This is a genomic window from Paraburkholderia sp. BL9I2N2, assembly GCF_004339745.1.
Classification (GTDB): Bacteria; Pseudomonadota; Gammaproteobacteria; order Burkholderiales; family Burkholderiaceae; genus Paraburkholderia.
This window is the reverse complement of sequence record NZ_SMGP01000003.1, coordinates 884,433-900,334: the sequence shown is the minus strand read 5'-3', so window position 1 is coordinate 900,334 and position 15,902 is coordinate 884,433. Positions and strand designations below refer to the sequence as shown.

Here is a 15,902-nt window from a genome sequence, read left to right as displayed (position 1 = left end):
TCGCTCCTCAGCGCCGGCCACCGCGTCCACCGCCGCCGCGCATGCCACCTCCGCCAGCGGGCCGGTTAAAGCCAGACCCCTGCATGCTTCGGTTTCCCCTGTCGAAGTCGCGTTGCGAAACGCTGCCACTGCCCCCGACCCCCGAGAACGCGCCGTCGCGCCCGCCGCCATAGCTCCCCCGACTATCATTACCTACGCGGTTCATATTGCCGGGGGAACTGCGATCGGCTACCCCGCCCCGATCTCCCACCGACGCACGATTGCCAGCTCCCGGCCGGCCGGAGTTGGCCATGCGGTTACCTGCATCGGCGCCGCGCCCGCGATACTGCGACCGGCTGTCGGCCCCGGGCGCACCGGCGAACTTGTCGCGCGTTGCGTTATCCCGGTAGGCGACACCCTGGCGATGACCTGCATCGTGTTGCCAGCGGCCACCGGCCCGTTCTCCGTTCTTGAGCTTCGAACTGTCGAAGTTGCGGTCGACGTTCCTTGCCCTGTCGGAGTTGATGTTGATGTCGTCTCCTCCCCAACACGAGTTGCAGTCCGCGAAGATCGCACCGGCAGCAACAAGGCCGATGCCGAAGGCGAGGCCCGCGCCGGGATAGTAGCCGGGATAGTAGGCCGGGTACGGTGGCCAGTAGTAAGGTGGATAGGCCGGGTAACCCCACCCTCCGTACACGACTGTCGGGTCGTAGGCGGGCACATAGATCACCTGCGCATTGGCGGGTTCGATCTTCACGATGGTCTGCCCGCCGCCAGCCGGTGCCTGTTCGACGATCACGTTTTGCTGTTCGTTCGATTTGAGGTTGCCCGACTCCTGCGCCCGTGCCCGCAACCGCTGCACGGCATCGAAGACGTCTTTTTGCTGCGCAAGAAAGGCGTCGCCGAGCTTCTGGGTCCAGTCGATCTTGTCGTTCATCGGCTTAAGTATCTGCGGGAACGCCACCAGCGATTTCACACTCGTATCCCACGGCTCGTTCTGTACCGCCTTCACGGCGGCGTCGCCCTTCACATTCGGATTCGCTTTCACCCAACGCGCGGCGTGCACGATCTCCAGCGGATAGGTCGACGCCATCAATACCTGAGCCAGCAAGGAGTCCGGGTAGAGCGCAATCGGCGCGACGAGGGCATCGATCTCCTCTGGTTTGAATGGCGCGGGTCCCAAAGACTCACGGGCCGACGGCGGGGGGGCCGATGGCGCGGCGCCTGATGGTGCGGTGCCCAGTGACTCGGGGCCCGCCGGCGCAGGCCCCGCCGGCTCGTGAACGGCACACGCCGAAATTGCCGCCAGCAGGACCAGCCATAAGAATAAGGCTCTCCCGCCTCGGGCTTTCCAGTTGTCCATAGCCACTCCTTCCGGCGGTTCGTTGACGCGGACCAGGAGACTTCCCTGACGGTCACAGAGCCTTCCGTTGCTTGCGTGGTTCGCTGCCCGGATGGGTTCGGCCGGGTCTGGCAAACGATTCGTTTGGAGTTCCCGCTGGCGCGGACCACGTTCCGGACGGGCGAACCCTCCCCATTCGATAAGAAAGCCGAACGTCGGGCTGGTCAATAAGACCTTGGTCCGACAGGCCAGGGATCATGGGACAGCCCGAGGAAGCCGGTTTTCGGATCGAGTATCCCTTCTCTGATCATCCATCTGGCCATCACTTCAGTCAGCGGTTTCACCACGGCATAGGCCGCAACTGCAATGAGTGGCACCGTCCACAGCGACGATCTCAGGTAGCTCGTTAAGCTATACCAGCGATGCAGTCCATGTTCGCTGTCTCCCTACGATCGCGCTCAGTGCTGGCCGACGTAGTCGTCGACTGCACTGCCCACGGTAGGATGAAATCGCTCATCGCCGATGATGTCCAACATTTCGAAACGTCTGAGCTTGTCGCGCACCGGGTCTTTCAATTCGGCGAAGTGCAATGCGATATCGCGCTCGCCCAGTATTCGAATCAGTTCCCGTAACATGTCCGCTGAGGTCACGTCGATACTGGTTACGGGTTCAGCGGCCACTACGATCCTGCGCACGGGCGTCGATGACTCATCGACGGCTTTCAGCAGGCATTCCTGGAAAAGCTCGGCATTTGCAAAGAACAACGGCGCATCCCAGCGAAACAGCAGCAGCCCCGGAATCCGCGTGGCATGTGGATAGCGCTTGATGTCATGGTAGCCGCGCAGATCTTCCACACGCCCGAGAATGGCGTAATGGGGACGCCAACCGTCCCAGAGAAACTCGATGACCGCGATCACGATTGCAATGCAGATACCGGGAATCGCACCGAAAACGGCGACGCCTGTGAAGCAGACAATGGAGAGCCAGAACTCCCATTGCTGGATTCGATAGATGCGCCTGAGATCTGTAAATTCGAACAGGCCGAGGGCGGCGGCAATGACGACGGCGGCCAGTGCGCTATTGGGCAGATACCGCATCAGATTCGGTGCAGCGATCAGGAGCACCGCTACCGCCACCGCGCCGACCACGCCCGTCACCTGCGTTCTGGCGCCCGCTGCTTCGGCCACGGGTGTGCGCGAAGAACTGCTGCTGATCGGAAAACCCTGAAAAAAACCGGCGGCCAGATTGGCCGCCCCCAAGCCGACCATCTCCTGGTTTGGGTCCACGCGCATATGAAAACGCGCAGCGAAGGTTCGTGACAACACGCTGGTATCCGCAAACGAGATCAGCGCGACCGCGCAGCCGCCAAGCAGAATCTTGACGAGATCGGCGTCACCGACCCATGGTAATGCGAACGATGGCAGGCCTTGCGGGATCTTGCCGAGTACCTTGACGCCGACGCTGTCCAACCCGAATACGATGACGCTTAGCGTCGCGAGAACGACGGCGATCAGGATGCCCGGCACTTTTTCGAAGCGCTTGAGCAACAAAATCAGCACAAGGCTTCCCGCGCCGACGGCGAAGCTGTACCAGTTGGCTTTGCCCGCACCGATGGCCGTTCCAAGCGCCAGCAGATCGCGCAGCGGTCCCCGATCATCAAACGAGATGGCAAAAAGTTTCGGCAACTGGCTGATCAGGACGGTCAGCGCAATGCCGTTCATGTAGCCGTACCGGATGGGCTTGGAGAGCAGTTCCGTGATGAAGCCGAGCCGCAGAAGTCCCATCACGATGCAGAACAGCCCGGAGACGATCGCCATCATGCTGGCCGTCGCTATCGCGCGCGAGGGGTCGCTGCCCGCGGTAGCGATGACGACGGCAAGAATTGGCGCGGCGAGGGCGGAGTCCGGCCCGAGCACCAGAATCCGGCTGGGACCAAAGACGGCATACGCCAGCAACGGAACGATCGTCGCGTAGAGGCCATAGACGCCAGGAACGCCTGACGCCTCGGCATATGCGATACCGACGGGTACCAGCATCGTGGTGAGCACCAGTCCGGCAGCCAGATCGTTGGGTAGCCAGCTACCCCGATACGTCTTGAGCATTGCCAGGCCTGGCAGCCAACGCAACCATCGCGTCGCCCCGACGGCAGCCTGTCCACCTTCATGAGTAGGACGATCGGATTGCATTTGTCGGATGGTTGTAATCGAAAGAGTCGCGATCCGGAGTGTGCGGCACTGCCGTTCCAGATGAAGGATAGCCCAACCAGGCGGGCGCGACGTATGGGACCAAGGTCCAATACCTTCCTTGACAGGCAGTGGGTAGACTGGTTTTGATCCACTTCCCGAGGCGTTGAGCGGGTGTGTGAGATGCCCTGTGCTGAGTTCACCGGACCGGCGCCATTGCCGTGTTCCCCAGTACTTTCGGGTAGAACTGACTCAGTACGGTGGTCTACTGTCCGATCGCCAGCAGGGCGGAAAGGAAAGCGAATCACGTCATGGTTGCGATGGTTGCGCAGATGGCAAGCTGCCCCGGACTTGCCCAGCCTCAAACCTTGCTGGATGTCACCAGCGCGCCAGGTAGCGCCACGGCGTGGGAACCGCGAAGGTCACGGCCACCATCGTCGCGATGGAACCAGACACCGGTACCGTGACGCTTTAAGACGGCAAAGGCAGGGCGGCGCAAGTGGAGGTGGGAGAAGAGGCGCGTAATTTCGACCAGTTACGGTTGGAGATATCGCCTCTGACGGGATGTGCATACTATGAAGTACCTCCCGGCACCGTCATTGCCGCACCTGCCGGTTTTGACCGGTCTTTCGCGGCCGCGTGGGACGCGATGCGAGACAAGGGTCTGTCGGTTCGATTCGAAGAACGCGCGCGATCCCGCACTGTTCGATCGCATTTCGCGCAGCCATGACAGGCGGGTGGGGCCCTAAGCGGCTGTGTGTTGCCGGCTTCCACCGTGGTGAAGGCAAAGGCGCTGATTATCGGGCACGTCATCTGTCGAAGTCACCTCATGGCCGAGCGCTCGCAACGGTAATCTTGATCAAGGGCAGACTGTCTTTTCTCGTGAGCCCAGAGCTCGTGATCGGCTACTACGCATGGCTTGCAGATATGTCGTAGGTCATTTCAGGGAGGCAGGATGACGAAGTTGCTGATAGACGTGGTGATCTTTCTTGCTTCGGCACTGATTGCCGTGCCGCTATCAGTACGCCTTGGCTTCGGCGCTGTTCTCGGCTATCTGGTGGCAGGCATTTTCATTGGGCCATGGGTAATGAAGCTGGTGACCGACGTCGACGCGATCCTCCATTTTTCCGAGTTGGGCATCGTGCTGATGATGTTCGTCATCGGATTGGAAATGCGGATCGACGAACTGTGGGCTATGCGTCGCACCATCTTCGGCTACGGTGCTATGCAGATGACGGTCTGCGCCGCGGTCTTATCGGTGATTTTCCTTATGCTAGGGTTGTCTTGGCGCATTGCGTTGACGGGCGGGCTCGCGCTTTCACTGTCGTCAACAGCAATGGTTATGTCCGAGCTTCAGGAGCGCAAGTTGATGGACATGCCGACCGGCCGTGCCGGGTTCGGCATCCTCCTGTTCCAGGACATGGCAGCTATCCCCCTGATTGCGTTGCTGCCGTTGCTCGGACCGTCGGTGATCACACCCGCCGCGGAACCGGGGTGGCCCGTAGCCTTGAAAGCCCTTGCCATGCTTGTTGCGGTTGGACTTGTTGGCCGCTATCTGTTGCACGTTGTGCTGCGTGTGATCACAAGCATCGGAGTACGGGAGATTTTCACCGCTTTCGCATTGCTCTGGATCGTCGGTATCTCGTTGCTCATGCAGAGCGTCCATCTGTCAATGTCGTTGGGCGCCTTTGTCGCCGGGCTGCTTCTCGCAGATTCGGACTATCGCCACGAGGTCGAAACCGACATGGCTCCCTTCAAAGGCTTGTTGCTCGGTTTATTTTTTATCGCAGTGGGCATGTCAATCGATTTTGGCGTATTAATGCGGGAGCCTCTTCGTGTCGCGGTACTTGTCGTGGCGCTAGTCGGCATCAAGACGATCGCGCTGTGGTTGCTGGCAGACAAGTTCGACGTACCCGCTTCGCAACGTGGCTATTTCGCCATTTTGCTGTCACAAGGGGGCGAATTCGCCTTTGTGGTGATGGCGGCTTCAATGGCGGCACATGTCATCGATGAGCGCCAATCGTCCCTTGTTACGCTCGTCGTCGCGCTTTCGATGGTCTCAACGCCGTTACTGCTGCTTGTGCACCGCAGACTGACCCGATCGTTTGCCAGCCGTGAAGTGGGGTAGGACGGGCCTAAACCTTTGATCAACCCAGCGCAACGTCCACGCGCCGCACGCAGTACATCGAGCTGTTTGGCAATTGCGCGATCTATCACGATGGCTGGATTGCCGCGTGGGCAAGGACTTCAGCGAAGCCGACGATCTCGCGGCCCGCGATCCGGAAAAGCTCAAGCAGATGCAAAGGCTCTTCGACAGCGGGGGTCCGGCCCCTGGCGAATTTGCGATCTGTACGCGTGTAATTTGCACCGTCCGATTTGTACCGATTCGCACATAGCTCGTCAGTCTTCGAACTTGGCGCGCACGTGCTCCGCGAGCACTTCCGGAGGAAAGGGCTTGCGAATGACCTCCATATCGGACAACGCATCGCCAGGCGCGTAGCCCGTCACCAGGATAACGGGAATATCAGCGTAGCGGGCCTTGATGGCATCGGCCACCTCTCGGCCATTCATGCCGCCGGGCAACGCGACGTCGCTGATCAGAAGGTCGAAACGAGCGCCTGCATTAAGGAGCCGCAGCGCGGCTGGGCCGCTGTCCGCTTCAAGCACGCGATAGCCCTGTTCGCGCAGCTGCTCGGCGGTCACCTCCCTCACGATCTCCTCGTCCTCGACCAGCATGATAGTTTTGCCGGTGTCTCGGCCGCTTACTTCATTGTCGTCCCGTTCAGCGGGGGCCGGCATGCATAGACGCACTGTGGTGCCCTTGCCTGGCACGGTGTCCACCTGCACGATGCCGCCCGACTGTCTCACGTAACCGTAGATCTGACTCAGACCGAGACCGACACCTTGCCCCGCCGGCTTAGTCGTAAAGAACGGTTCGAAGGCCTTGCTAAGTACCTCCGGCGACATGCCCACGCCGGTATCGGACACCGCGATGCAGCAGTAACGCCCGGGCTGCGCATCCTCGAACAAGGAGAGTTCGGCTTCAGCCAGCACCATTTCGGTAGTACTGATGGTGAGCCAGCCGCCATTTGGCATGGCGTCGCGCGCGTTAACACACAGATTCAGCAACGCGCTTTCCATCTGGCTCGGATCGCACATCGCCAGCCATTTGCCGTCCGACAAATTCAATTCGACATTGATGCTTGCACCCACGGCGCGGCGGATCATGTCCTCCATATCGCGTGCAATGGTGTCGAGGCTCACGAGCCGCGGCTCGAGGGTTTGCTGGCGCCCGAACGCCAGCAGCCTGTGCGTCAACGCGGCCGCTCGCACGGCGCCTCGCTCGGCGCGCTCCACGAGACCCATAACCTCGGTCGGCCGTCCTTGCTGCAGGCGTACGCGGATCATGCTGAGACAACCAATAATCGCCTGCAGCATGTTGTTGAAGTCGTGAGCAATGCCACCCGTGAGCTGCCCGATCGCTTTCAGTTTTTCGCTATGACGCAGGCGTTCCTCCGCGCGTGAGCGCTCGCGGCTTTCGCGATGCAACGTGTCGAGCGCCGCCTGCAACTCCGCTGTTCGCTCTAGTACGCGCGCTTCGAGTTCTTCGCCGCTGCGTTCCAGTGCCTTGCGAACGCGTGCCTGATCTTCTACGTCGGTAGACGTGCCAAGCCAGCCGACAATCCGGCCCTCGGCGCGCACCGGTGTGGCGCGGCTCTGGAACCAGCGGTAAGTCTGGTCGACGGCCCGGCGAATCCGATGCTCCACGGAAAACTCGCCCGTGGTCTCGCATGCCGCCCACGCTGCCATGGTCGCCGGACGGTCGTCCGGATGAATGGCTGCCAGCCACCCGAGCCCCAAGCTGTCTTTTTCGGGAATGCCGCTGTATTCGACCCATTGGGGACTGCCCCAAGTGCGCTCTCCCGAACTGCTTGAAGTGAATACCAGTTGCGGTATTTGCGTAGCCAGCGTGCGGTAGCGTTCTTCGCTTTCGCGCAGCGAGATCGCGTGCCGTCGCGTTTCCGCGGCGATGCGCAACCGTTCGACGGCGGCGGCGAGCAGGTTGGCATAGGAGCGCAGAAACTCGGTGTCGGGGCGGGAAAAATCTCGAGGCTCAAGGCTGTCCACCTGGAGGATGCCGTAGGGGCACCGGCCTTTTCCGCCGAGAATGACAACATTGACCAGCGCCTTCACGCCCGCATCGACGATGAACTGTGGATAGCGAAAGCGCTTTTCCGTGGCGATGTCGCGGGAGACGGCCGGTTCGCCCGTTTGCAGCGCATAGCCTTCCGACGAGCCGGACTCCGCTTTGGCCGTTGCATGTCCGACCACTCCGGGTGGCCAGCCGACGCCGGCCCGCACGAGCAGAGTCGTGCCGTCGTCCTGCAACTCCATGACCTTCGCCATGTCGGTCCTCAACGCCTCGCCGACCAGACGACAGGCTTCGGTCAATATTTCGTCAAGATCGTCTGAGCGAAGCGCCAGTTCGCCGAACTTCGCCAGCACGGCCTGTTGGTGAACGAGAACAGCTTCGCGGTCAACTGTACTCACTTCAGATCTCCGTCAACAGAAACTGAATCCTTGCGCGTAACCAGCGAAAATCGTTCCTGCGATGGGGTCGATTGAGCGCAGAAGAGAACCCATTGAGGAATGCGGCTTGCTAGAGAAAGCAGAATTCGTCGGCGGCCAAAGAACATTCCATGGACAAGGAAAGAATGAACGGCGCGTGTCCCTACTCTTGCGGCGGCTGGGGATCGAAGGCGGTGGCAAGAATTTTTTCGCAGGAGAAAGTCGCGTTGAAGGACAGCACCGTGCTGCTGCGCGCAGAACGAACGGCCGGCTTCATGTGCGTCTGTTGTTCATGGGCGAAACCGGGCGACCCGCACCTCTTCGAGTTCTGCGAGAGCGGCGTGAAAGCGACTGCGTGGGATACCACGGCGAAACGGGTGACACTCGATTTGTTCGACATCCATCCTGTGAGTGAGCTTTAAAAGTCGCACGACCATGAACTGGAGGAAGCTGGGCGCCTTACTGAACCGGCGGGACGACGGGCACGATCTCTACAAGGGTTCGAGCACAACGAAATCGCCGACGCGCATGCCTCAGAATGACCCGCACGCCAAGGGCGTGTCAGACACGGCCGCATCAGGCGCGCATAACGCGTACGAAGCGCTCGTCGTCGGAACCTTCGGAACTGCGGTACCGGTCTGAGCCAGATATCCGGAAGACGCGACGGCAATGGGTTCGGAGTCCTCCGGGGACGGCTGGCAAGTCGCCCTGACAGCCGTCGCGGCGATGCGTTCGCGGCCAGTTTCGAGCAACGCAAGCGCCTGAACCTAGATTAAACGCGATAAACGCTGCACGCCTCCCTAATCCAAACAAGCGGCGCGTAAAAGACATACCCGAGCAGTTCCAGCTGCGATGCTCATGCTCGCCGAGCACGCACCATGCGCAACTTCGCAGCGCGAGGATTTCTCGACGCGCCAAGCGGTAGCAGCGGTCGCGATAGCAGTCGCGGAGGTTCGAAGGTTTGACCCATCTGAATCGACCTCGCCGTGCTTTCCCTGGCAGGCGACTCACACGGACTTGAGAACCGCTTTCCGCACGGTTCCTCCTAGCCACGCGGCGATCCCCGAGCGGCCGGCAATTCCGACTGTCCGGCGAGGTCCGAGGACGATGGTGCCGACGCACAACGCCAGTAGCAGCGTGACGCGCGGTGCGTCGGCCAGCGAGGCGATCAGGCCGACCGCAGGAGGCCGCGTCTGTCCGAGTACGGCCGGGACCGATGGTGGAGTGCTATTCGCCGCTAGCAGTGCTGTGCGTGATTCCGCCATGCGCAGCAGGATTGCGGTCTCGGCTTCACTATTGGTCGGTACCCGGTTCATTTTAGCGCCTCCTTCAACGTGTCGAGATCGCTCCGGAGCTCCCCCTGCAGAAGATGAAGCGAACGTCCGGGTTTCTGGGCGCGGACGAAGAGCAGAGAGACAACGGAAACAACCAGCCACATCACGGCAACGCCCCAGACCACCGGAAGGAAGTAAGGCGTACGCCACGCCGTCGCGATGATCGCAATGCACACAAACGAAAGTGTGAACAGACCGGCGACGGCCAGGGCAACAAGTGCGCTCAACTCGCGGACCAGACATTTCCTGGTCTCCTCAAGTTCGACGCCGAGGAGCTCACCATAATCCGTGGCTCGCTCGACGCAGAATCTGCCGACGTTTCGCCACTTCGTGATTTTCGAACGCATGGACATTGCGGGACTCCTCGGGACTGGCTTGTTGCGGAAACGCCGGGGCGGCCCGCCAGGTGTTTGCCGTCTACACCTTTCAGGCCGCGTCGAGGGCAAGACGCGAGTAGCCTTACTCCCGGTCTATCGAGTCGCTTCGGCCGTTATCGGGCCTTGAGCGATTCGCTGCGCGCAACGCTCCAACGATGAAGCCCACGCCAGCGGCAATTGCCAGCGCCGCGAACGGCCGCTCCACCGTGGACTCGCGTACGACATCCACAAAATCGGCATAGAGTTGCTGAGCTTTGCCGCTCAACTCTTTCGCTGTTCCGCTAACCTGTGCGCCGGCACTGCCCAGCAGATCCCCGGCGGCTTGCTGAACGTCGCCAGCAACCTCCCGTAGCGTTCCTTCTGCTTTCGTCGTTTCCATTGTCTGCTCCTCAAGTGATTGCGGCCGGACCGCACGGGGAAATTGCGTCATGAGAGACCACGAACCGCCCTTTCTGCTTGGCGCAGAACCGATATCGCGATGGGCGTGCCAAAAGGTGAGCAAGGGCTGGGCCCAACTCGACCTCTCGTTGACACGCGAACAACACCGGCGGACGCTCGCCGTATTCAGGGGCAATGTCATTTCGTTTGGTGTGACGCAAGGTGCTGGTCCAGTCGTACAGCGGAATTAGCTTCGAAGCAACGCCATGAAACGCGTATAGCCGGATCAGCGGATTGACGCGCGGCGGAACCGGGAAGTCGAGCGGACCGAGAGGCGCCACTGTCTCCTTCGTGATTTCCGGGAATGCCTTCGCGCCGGCAAAGTGCCTCTTGCAGTGCCCCCTGGTTGTCGGATTGCCGCCCGTCACCAACTGACCGCGGGCGTTGCCTCCAGTGGCCCCGACTCACTTTTTGTCCGCAGCACCTCGCCCGTTCCCTGCAGTTCGCTACGTCCGACGACATCGTCAGGACCCACACTCCGGCCGCAGGCCGGACACCCGGGCTTCATTTTCGCAAATAGCACATCTCCTCCGTCGTACGTCCCGGCGCGGGTCAACTTGCGCAGCCAGGTCCTATGCTGACCGGCCGGAAAAACGCCCGTTTCTATCGTTTCGATCAGGGCTCCGCGATGTCCGCACGGGCATTCGACATAGGTGAAGATCCGGGTTTTCATGATGGCCTCCTGCCTGTTCACATCACGCGCCGCATGAATCGGGCCGCGGAACAACTCGCGCCCGCTTGATCGGGAGCGCCCTCCGCCCGTTGGGCCATAGTTATCGCTGCGCAAACCGACTGAGGCACGCGCGGAGCGTTGGGCATCTGTCTCCCGGGTTCCATCAGAGTGTGCAAAACACACACGAGGGGAACGACACGTGGGGGATACCCGGGATGGCCGTAGGGTTCGACATTGGACCCGGTGGCCAAGTCGCCGGACCCGATCCGCAACGCGGCCTCGCGGCTCCCACAGATCCCATCCGTTCGGCCAGCCCCTGAACCTCGCGCTGTTCTGCCGGCAAGAGGCACAACTCATGCGATAACCCGTTCGGCAGTGTCTGCCATGCGAGGCAATTCGCCCCGCGTACGCGAGAGCTCCTGCTCTGAGAGCCGGGCGCCTACTCATGGGTGTAACGCGATCCCCTGATTCCGTCGCAGCCCGGTTTTGACTCGCGGTTGCAAACGGTTCTGCCGGGCCAAGCGGCCTTCGGAGCCGCGCGCTGCAGCAGCTGGCGCAATCGCTAAAATTTTGACGTGTGCGGTCGGCAGGGCATCCTCGGATCAGAGTAGGCAGGATCGTGCTCGCACCGGGTGGAATGCGAACTACAACTTACTCTGCATTGACAGCATTTCAGCATTGGCGGGCTGAGCACGACGCCTCGCGCCCTGTCGGGGGACGTCGTCCGCGCGGCCTTCGTGCGTCGCGGTCCAGAAGGTCCCGCGACTGCCGTCAGTAGACCGGAAACACGAAGTCCGCCGTCGGCGTAAACGGGTGTCGGAATGCGGACAGATGACGCGTCCCTTGACCGTCGACCCGTGGCGGGAGGCTGGCCCGGCGGCACAGCACAATCAATCGCCCGACGATCACTGGATTGGCGGCACCACGCCCAGTTTCTCGGCTAGCATGCGTTCATACACGCCGAAGTGCAGGTCGACTTCCTCCTGACTTACTGTCGTCACGATGATGTTCACCTGCTCTGGCAGCAGGCCGAGCACCAGCGCGAGCGCCGCTTCGAGTTGCGGCGCACAAACGCTGTCTTCCGCCAGGGTCGTGCCAACGGCGATCTCGTATGCGTGGTCCTGCTGGAAGACGATCTCGACCAGCCGCGCGCGGGCGCTCATGTTGTTGTCGATCGCGAGGCGCACGACCTCCGCCACGCTACGCATCAATTCCGTCGGAAAGCCTCTGGTCGAGCGCAGCCGGACGCGATGTCTGCCAAGCGTGAGCCAGTCCGAATCGAATTCCATGGTGTCCTCCGGTTCCGTTGCAATGCACCGCGATAATATTATTTGGCAGGCAATTTTCAAGACAGGAATTCACCACCGCCGCTTGAAATTTTCGCCGTAGGTTCTATCTTTGATTTCGCTCAGGCAGACGCGCCGGTCACATCCGGTGCGCTGCGTGTTTCGATTTGTTTGCCAGCGGCCTGGCAGGCGGACTGGAGCGCGTAGGCCCGTTCGCCTCCTCGCTGCATCGAAGGAGGATACGATGAGTGATCTCTTTTCCGGAACCGACCTGTTCAGTGAGTTTGACCGTCTGCAACGGCAGATGGACAGCCTGTTCGGCGGCTTTCCGTCCAGCATCCGCTCGGGCCGCTTCGGGGCCTTTCCGCAGGTGAACATCGGTACGACCGACGACTCGATCGAAATCGTCGCGTTCGCGCCGGGCCTCACGCTGGCCGACCTCGACGTGTCGATCGACAAGGGCCTGCTGACGATCAGCGGTGAGCGCAAGCCTGCCCGGGCCGGGACCGATGACGACACCCGCGACGACACCCGCACCTATGCGCAGGAGCGTTTCACCGGCATTTTCCGACGCGTGATCGAGCTGCCGCAGAACGCTGACCCCGACAGGGTGCAGGCCCGCTACACCAACGGCTGCCTGTCGATCACCGTCGGCAAGCGCGAAGCGTCCAAGCCGCGGGCCATCACCGTGCAGTAATGCCAGTTATTCGAGGAGCAGGCCATGAACGACAGGACACAGGTTGCTGAACGCGACCAGAAAACAGTAGCACGACGCGAGGGCGACCAGTCAGCACGTCGGAGGACGTTCACACCAGCGGTGGATGTGTTTGAGGACAGCCAGGGCATCACGCTGTGGGCGGACCTTCCAGGCGTCACCAAGGACAAACTCGACGTGAAGGTGCACGACGGCAATCTTTATATCGAAGCGGAAGCGGTCGTGCCCACACCCGCCGGTCTGCGGCTGCAGCACGCCGAGATCCGTGAACCGCATTTCGCGCGCGCGTTCTCGCTGAGCCCGGATTTCGACACATCGAAGATCGATGCGAACCTGCAGGACGGCGTGCTGAAGCTGACGATTCCGCGTCGCGACGAAGCACGGCCGCGCCGGATCGAGGTGCAGACGAACTGAGCCCGCAAAGACCGGCAACGATGACAGGAGAAAACCCGGTGGCGGCTGCGAGGTCGCCACCGCCCGGTTCGTGGAGGCGCCGGATGCAGATCGTCATGGTCTCGCTCTCCTGTCAGATCATTGAGGAGCAGCAGATGAACACCGACCCCAAAAAATGGAATCCTTTCAAATTTCTCCGCGGCTCAGCGCGCAAGCCCGATGCGGACGGTCCGCAAAGTCCGCCGGCCAGCGAACCATGGCGTGCCGGATGGCCAGATATCCAGCGGCTTTTCTCCCGCGACCCGTGGCGTGCGATGGAGGATTTCTTTCACGATCCGTTTGCAGCCCGCGGGGCGCTAGAACGATGGTTTGGCGACTTCAGCTCATCGCGTTTCCAGCCGCGCATCGACGTCGTCGACGAAGGGAAGGTCCTGCGCGTGACTGTCGAGTTGCCGGGCATGGAAAGGGAGGATCTGACCGTCAGCGTCGAGGATGGAGCGATGGTGTTGCGCGGCGAGAAAAAGCAGGATGTGCACGGTGAGGAAGACGGCTGCTATCGACTTGAACGCGCATATGGGGCCTTCACGCGCACGATCCCGATGCCGGAGAACGCCGACCCCGACCACGCGCTCGCAAAGTTTGACAAGGGCGTGCTTACGTTGACCGTGCCGAAACAGGAACCGCCGCGATCGGCGAGCCGCACGATCGAAATAGGCTAGCGTTGCGCGGCGATGCGGCGCTTGCGAGGTGAATGAATGGGAGTAGCTCGGGTCGTTAGCTCAGCTGGTAGAGCAGCGGACTTTTAATCCGTTGGTCACTGGTTCGAATCCAGTACGGCCTACCCTGATAGGCATAGAGCAACCCGTCGTGTTGGGACGTTCGTGGGGCACGCTCGTCGCATTTGGCATGGCGGTCGGCGCCGCCGCTGACGTGCGCGGGCTCGTGCTGGTCTCCGTTACTACTATCCGACTGCGCGCGCGACGTCGCGCTCGCTGCGGCGGCGGCACTTCCGGTGCTGGGGGAAGTCTTGCGTTACACCATTTCGCCGCTGGCCGGTCGCCTCTTGCTGAAGCGCAGCGTGGAAGCGATGTTCGCTCCGGCACCCATGCCAGCCGGCTTCTTCGATGTCATTCCTCGTGAGATGCTGCTCCGACCCGTACAGGAGCGGGCCGTGGCCGAGGATTCCGCATTCATGATCCGGGCCGCGGCAAATTTATGTGCTCACTATTCTGATCTGAAGATGCCGGTCAGTATTTTTGCCGGCGGGGATGACAAGGTTGTCGGCCCAGAAGCGAATTCGATCCGGCTACACGGCGCAGTGCCGCACAGCACATTCGTCGTTACGCCCGAGGCGGGCATCAAACAGCCCCGTTGATTCACCGCCAGGCACGACTTTTCGTCCAGAGTTGTCGCTCATAGGCTCTCCTGTACAGTGGATGACATTCGTGGACAGTGCGTCGTCAGTTCCCGCTGGCATCTGCTGCGCGGGAGCGGTAGCGCAACAGATGATCAGTGCCGGACTCGGACAGCCAGACTTCTCCTGGGCGGCCCATCATTTGACGTACGTTCGCGTGCGGACGCGGCAGCGCAAACACGTCGAACCGCGTAGTGCGTGGGTCGAAGCGCACTAGCGCGTTGGCGCTCCATTCACTGAGCCAGACGATGTCCTGGTCGTCTACGAATATCGCGTATGCATGGGGATCGTCGCCAGGCAGGCGCCATTCGCGCCATCGACGCGTCGCTGGATCGAATACGCCGACTTTTCCTGCGTTCCACTCGCTGACCCAGACACGCCCTTTGGAATCGGACCATACACGCCGCGCACCCTGATCCGGCGTCGGCGGATCGATGACCTGCGTTGCGCCGCTTCCGGGATCGATGCGGCCGAGATAACTTCCCGCTAGTGACGCGAAATACAGGCTGCCGTCCGGAGTCACACAGATGCCGTAGGGGCCGTGCCCGCGCGGCGCATCGAAGACGCGCATGCTGGCGCGCTTCGGATCGAGCTCGCCATAGACGCCGCTTTGGCCGGTAAACCACAGATGCCCTTGCTTGTCGAACACCGCAGTATTCAGATTGGCGGCCGGCCGGTCCTTGGGCAATGGAAAACGCGTGACGGCAAACGTCTTCGGATCGACGCGCACGATCGCGTTCTGGCCGCCGTCGGTGATCCATGCCGCGCGATCGGGACCGATGATCACCCCGTGGGGTGCCGACCCATCGCCAAGCGGAATCCTGCCGATCCTGCCGCTACGCGGGTCCAGCCGACCGACCGCGCCCTGCGCCTGCGCGGTGTACCACACAGCGCCGTCGGGCGTCGGTGCGACGTCATGTGGCGCACTACCGGGCGGGACGGCGAAAGTCTCGAACGACGGCGGTCGTACCTGCGCCTGCACCGAACAGACGGTGAGCGCGGCGCTTGCCATGGCCGACACAAGACAGGGGGTCAGCCGGGATTCGAGAATCCTGCTTACCACTGCCAAGAAGCGATCCCCCGCTATCTCCAGCATGTTCGCCTCCATGTCACATGGATGAGTTTCAAAAGGCGCCGACGGCATTTTTATTGTTGCACTTATCTGTAGCTGTCGCTGCGCCGACTCTTTCACAGACACT

At 61.5% G+C, this 15,902-nt stretch carries 14 protein-coding genes, 1 tRNA gene and 1 pseudogene; 7 read left to right on the top strand and 9 right to left on the bottom strand.

All coding sequences use genetic code 11. From position 1 onward, the window contains the following. Positions 1 to 7 precede the first annotated feature (7 nt). Together B0G74_RS34995 and sulP are read right to left on the bottom strand one after the other, a co-directional pair. Complete coding sequence (locus B0G74_RS34995) at positions 8 to 1,342, bottom strand: DUF3300 domain-containing protein (protein WP_132380808.1); 1,335 nt, start codon at positions 1,340 to 1,342, stop codon at positions 8 to 10. A gap of 437 nt (positions 1,343 to 1,779) precedes the next feature. Next, on the bottom strand, positions 1,780 to 3,507 hold the full coding sequence (sulP, locus tag B0G74_RS34985) for a sulfate permease (protein ID WP_132380806.1): 1,728 nt from the start codon (positions 3,505 to 3,507) through the stop codon (positions 1,780 to 1,782). A gap of 952 nt (positions 3,508 to 4,459) precedes the next feature. Here sulP and B0G74_RS34975 point away from each other — a divergent pair. After that, entirely contained in the window at positions 4,460 to 5,632 is a 1,173-nt protein-coding gene (locus B0G74_RS34975) for a monovalent cation:proton antiporter-2 (CPA2) family protein (RefSeq protein WP_132380804.1), read from the top strand. A gap of 272 nt (positions 5,633 to 5,904) precedes the next feature. Here B0G74_RS34975 and B0G74_RS34970 read toward each other — a convergent pair whose 3' ends face one another. Then, entirely contained in the window at positions 5,905 to 8,055 is a 2,151-nt protein-coding gene (locus B0G74_RS34970) for an ATP-binding protein (protein WP_132380802.1), read from the bottom strand. Positions 8,056 to 8,204: 149 nt separating this feature from the next. On the opposite strand from B0G74_RS34970, the pseudogene B0G74_RS34965 reads away from it, so the two are divergent. Beyond that, a pseudogene (locus tag B0G74_RS34965) lies at positions 8,205 to 8,492 on the top strand (formate dehydrogenase); the annotation flags it as partial. 588 nt (positions 8,493 to 9,080) lie between these two features. Here the strand turns inward: B0G74_RS34965 and B0G74_RS34960 are convergent. The 5 genes from B0G74_RS34960 to B0G74_RS34940 form a co-directional block, all read right to left on the bottom strand. Continuing rightward, the gene (locus tag B0G74_RS34960; RefSeq protein WP_243658455.1) at positions 9,081 to 9,389 is read right to left on the bottom strand and encodes a hypothetical protein; all 309 of its coding nucleotides are present in this window, start codon (positions 9,387 to 9,389) and stop codon (positions 9,081 to 9,083) included. After that, the gene (locus tag B0G74_RS34955) at positions 9,386 to 9,760 is read right to left on the bottom strand and encodes a phage holin family protein (protein ID WP_132380319.1); all 375 of its coding nucleotides are present in this window, start codon (positions 9,758 to 9,760) and stop codon (positions 9,386 to 9,388) included. The genes B0G74_RS34960 and B0G74_RS34955 overlap by 4 nt, the downstream gene beginning before the upstream one ends. Before the next feature lie 106 nt (positions 9,761 to 9,866). Further along, positions 9,867 to 10,163 carry a CsbD family protein gene (locus B0G74_RS34950; RefSeq protein ID WP_132380798.1) on the bottom strand — a complete coding sequence of 99 codons (297 nt, stop codon included), beginning with the start codon at positions 10,161 to 10,163 and terminating at the stop codon, positions 9,867 to 9,869. A gap of 423 nt (positions 10,164 to 10,586) precedes the next feature. Then, positions 10,587 to 10,895: a hypothetical protein gene (locus B0G74_RS34945; RefSeq protein WP_132380796.1), complete on the bottom strand. Its 309-nt coding sequence runs from the start codon at positions 10,893 to 10,895 to the stop codon at positions 10,587 to 10,589. 905 nt (positions 10,896 to 11,800) lie between these two features. After that, entirely contained in the window at positions 11,801 to 12,184 is a 384-nt protein-coding gene (locus B0G74_RS34940) for a hypothetical protein (protein WP_132380794.1), read from the bottom strand. A gap of 241 nt (positions 12,185 to 12,425) precedes the next feature. Here B0G74_RS34940 and B0G74_RS34935 point away from each other — a divergent pair, with 241 nt between their 5' ends. The 5 genes from B0G74_RS34935 (at position 12,426) to B0G74_RS46290 (ending at position 14,664) form a co-directional block, all read left to right on the top strand. Then, positions 12,426 to 12,878: an Hsp20/alpha crystallin family protein gene (locus B0G74_RS34935; RefSeq protein ID WP_132380509.1), complete on the top strand. Its 453-nt coding sequence runs from the start codon at positions 12,426 to 12,428 to the stop codon at positions 12,876 to 12,878. Between the two features lie 24 nt (positions 12,879 to 12,902). Next, complete coding sequence (locus tag B0G74_RS34930) at positions 12,903 to 13,310, top strand: Hsp20/alpha crystallin family protein (RefSeq protein ID WP_132380792.1); 408 nt, start codon at positions 12,903 to 12,905, stop codon at positions 13,308 to 13,310. Between the two features lie 134 nt (positions 13,311 to 13,444). After that, a complete protein-coding gene (locus B0G74_RS34925) occupies positions 13,445 to 14,008 on the top strand; it encodes an Hsp20/alpha crystallin family protein (RefSeq protein WP_132381334.1) in 564 nt (187 codons plus the stop codon). Positions 14,009 to 14,057: 49 nt separating this feature from the next. Then, positions 14,058 to 14,130, top strand: a tRNA-Lys gene (locus B0G74_RS34920). A 186-nt stretch (positions 14,131 to 14,316) separates the two neighbouring features. Next, on the top strand, positions 14,317 to 14,664 hold the full coding sequence (locus B0G74_RS46290; protein ID WP_207915755.1) for a hypothetical protein: 348 nt from the start codon (positions 14,317 to 14,319) through the stop codon (positions 14,662 to 14,664). 85 nt (positions 14,665 to 14,749) lie between these two features. Here B0G74_RS46290 and B0G74_RS34910 read toward each other — a convergent pair whose 3' ends face one another. Beyond that, positions 14,750 to 15,715, bottom strand: a complete 966-nt coding sequence (locus B0G74_RS34910) for a lyase (RefSeq protein WP_243658489.1) — start codon at positions 15,713 to 15,715, stop codon at positions 14,750 to 14,752. Positions 15,716 to 15,902 lie beyond the last annotated feature (187 nt).

Bases quoted from the DNA above. Each gene is read 5' to 3' on its own strand.
- B0G74_RS34995 (WP_132380808.1), bottom strand. From the start codon at position 1,342: ATGGACAACTGGAAAGCCCGAGGCGGGAGAGCCTTATTCTTATGGCTG.
- sulP (WP_132380806.1), bottom strand. From the start codon at position 3,507: ATGCAATCCGATCGTCCTACTCATGAAGGTGGACAGGCTGCCGTCGGG.
- B0G74_RS34975 (WP_132380804.1), top strand. From the start codon at position 4,460: ATGACGAAGTTGCTGATAGACGTGGTGATCTTTCTTGCTTCGGCACTG.
- B0G74_RS34960 (WP_243658455.1), bottom strand. From the start codon at position 9,389: ATGAACCGGGTACCGACCAATAGTGAAGCCGAGACCGCAATCCTGCTG.
- B0G74_RS34955 (WP_132380319.1), bottom strand. From the start codon at position 9,760: ATGTCCATGCGTTCGAAAATCACGAAGTGGCGAAACGTCGGCAGATTC.
- B0G74_RS34950 (WP_132380798.1), bottom strand. From the start codon at position 10,163: ATGGAAACGACGAAAGCAGAAGGAACGCTACGGGAGGTTGCTGGCGAC.
- B0G74_RS34945 (WP_132380796.1), bottom strand. From the start codon at position 10,895: ATGAAAACCCGGATCTTCACCTATGTCGAATGCCCGTGCGGACATCGC.
- B0G74_RS34940 (WP_132380794.1), bottom strand. From the start codon at position 12,184: ATGGAATTCGATTCGGACTGGCTCACGCTTGGCAGACATCGCGTCCGG.
- B0G74_RS34935 (WP_132380509.1), top strand. From the start codon at position 12,426: ATGAGTGATCTCTTTTCCGGAACCGACCTGTTCAGTGAGTTTGACCGT.
- B0G74_RS34930 (WP_132380792.1), top strand. From the start codon at position 12,903: ATGAACGACAGGACACAGGTTGCTGAACGCGACCAGAAAACAGTAGCA.
- B0G74_RS34925 (WP_132381334.1), top strand. From the start codon at position 13,445: ATGAACACCGACCCCAAAAAATGGAATCCTTTCAAATTTCTCCGCGGC.
- B0G74_RS34910 (WP_243658489.1), bottom strand. From the start codon at position 15,715: ATGGCAAGCGCCGCGCTCACCGTCTGTTCGGTGCAGGCGCAGGTACGA.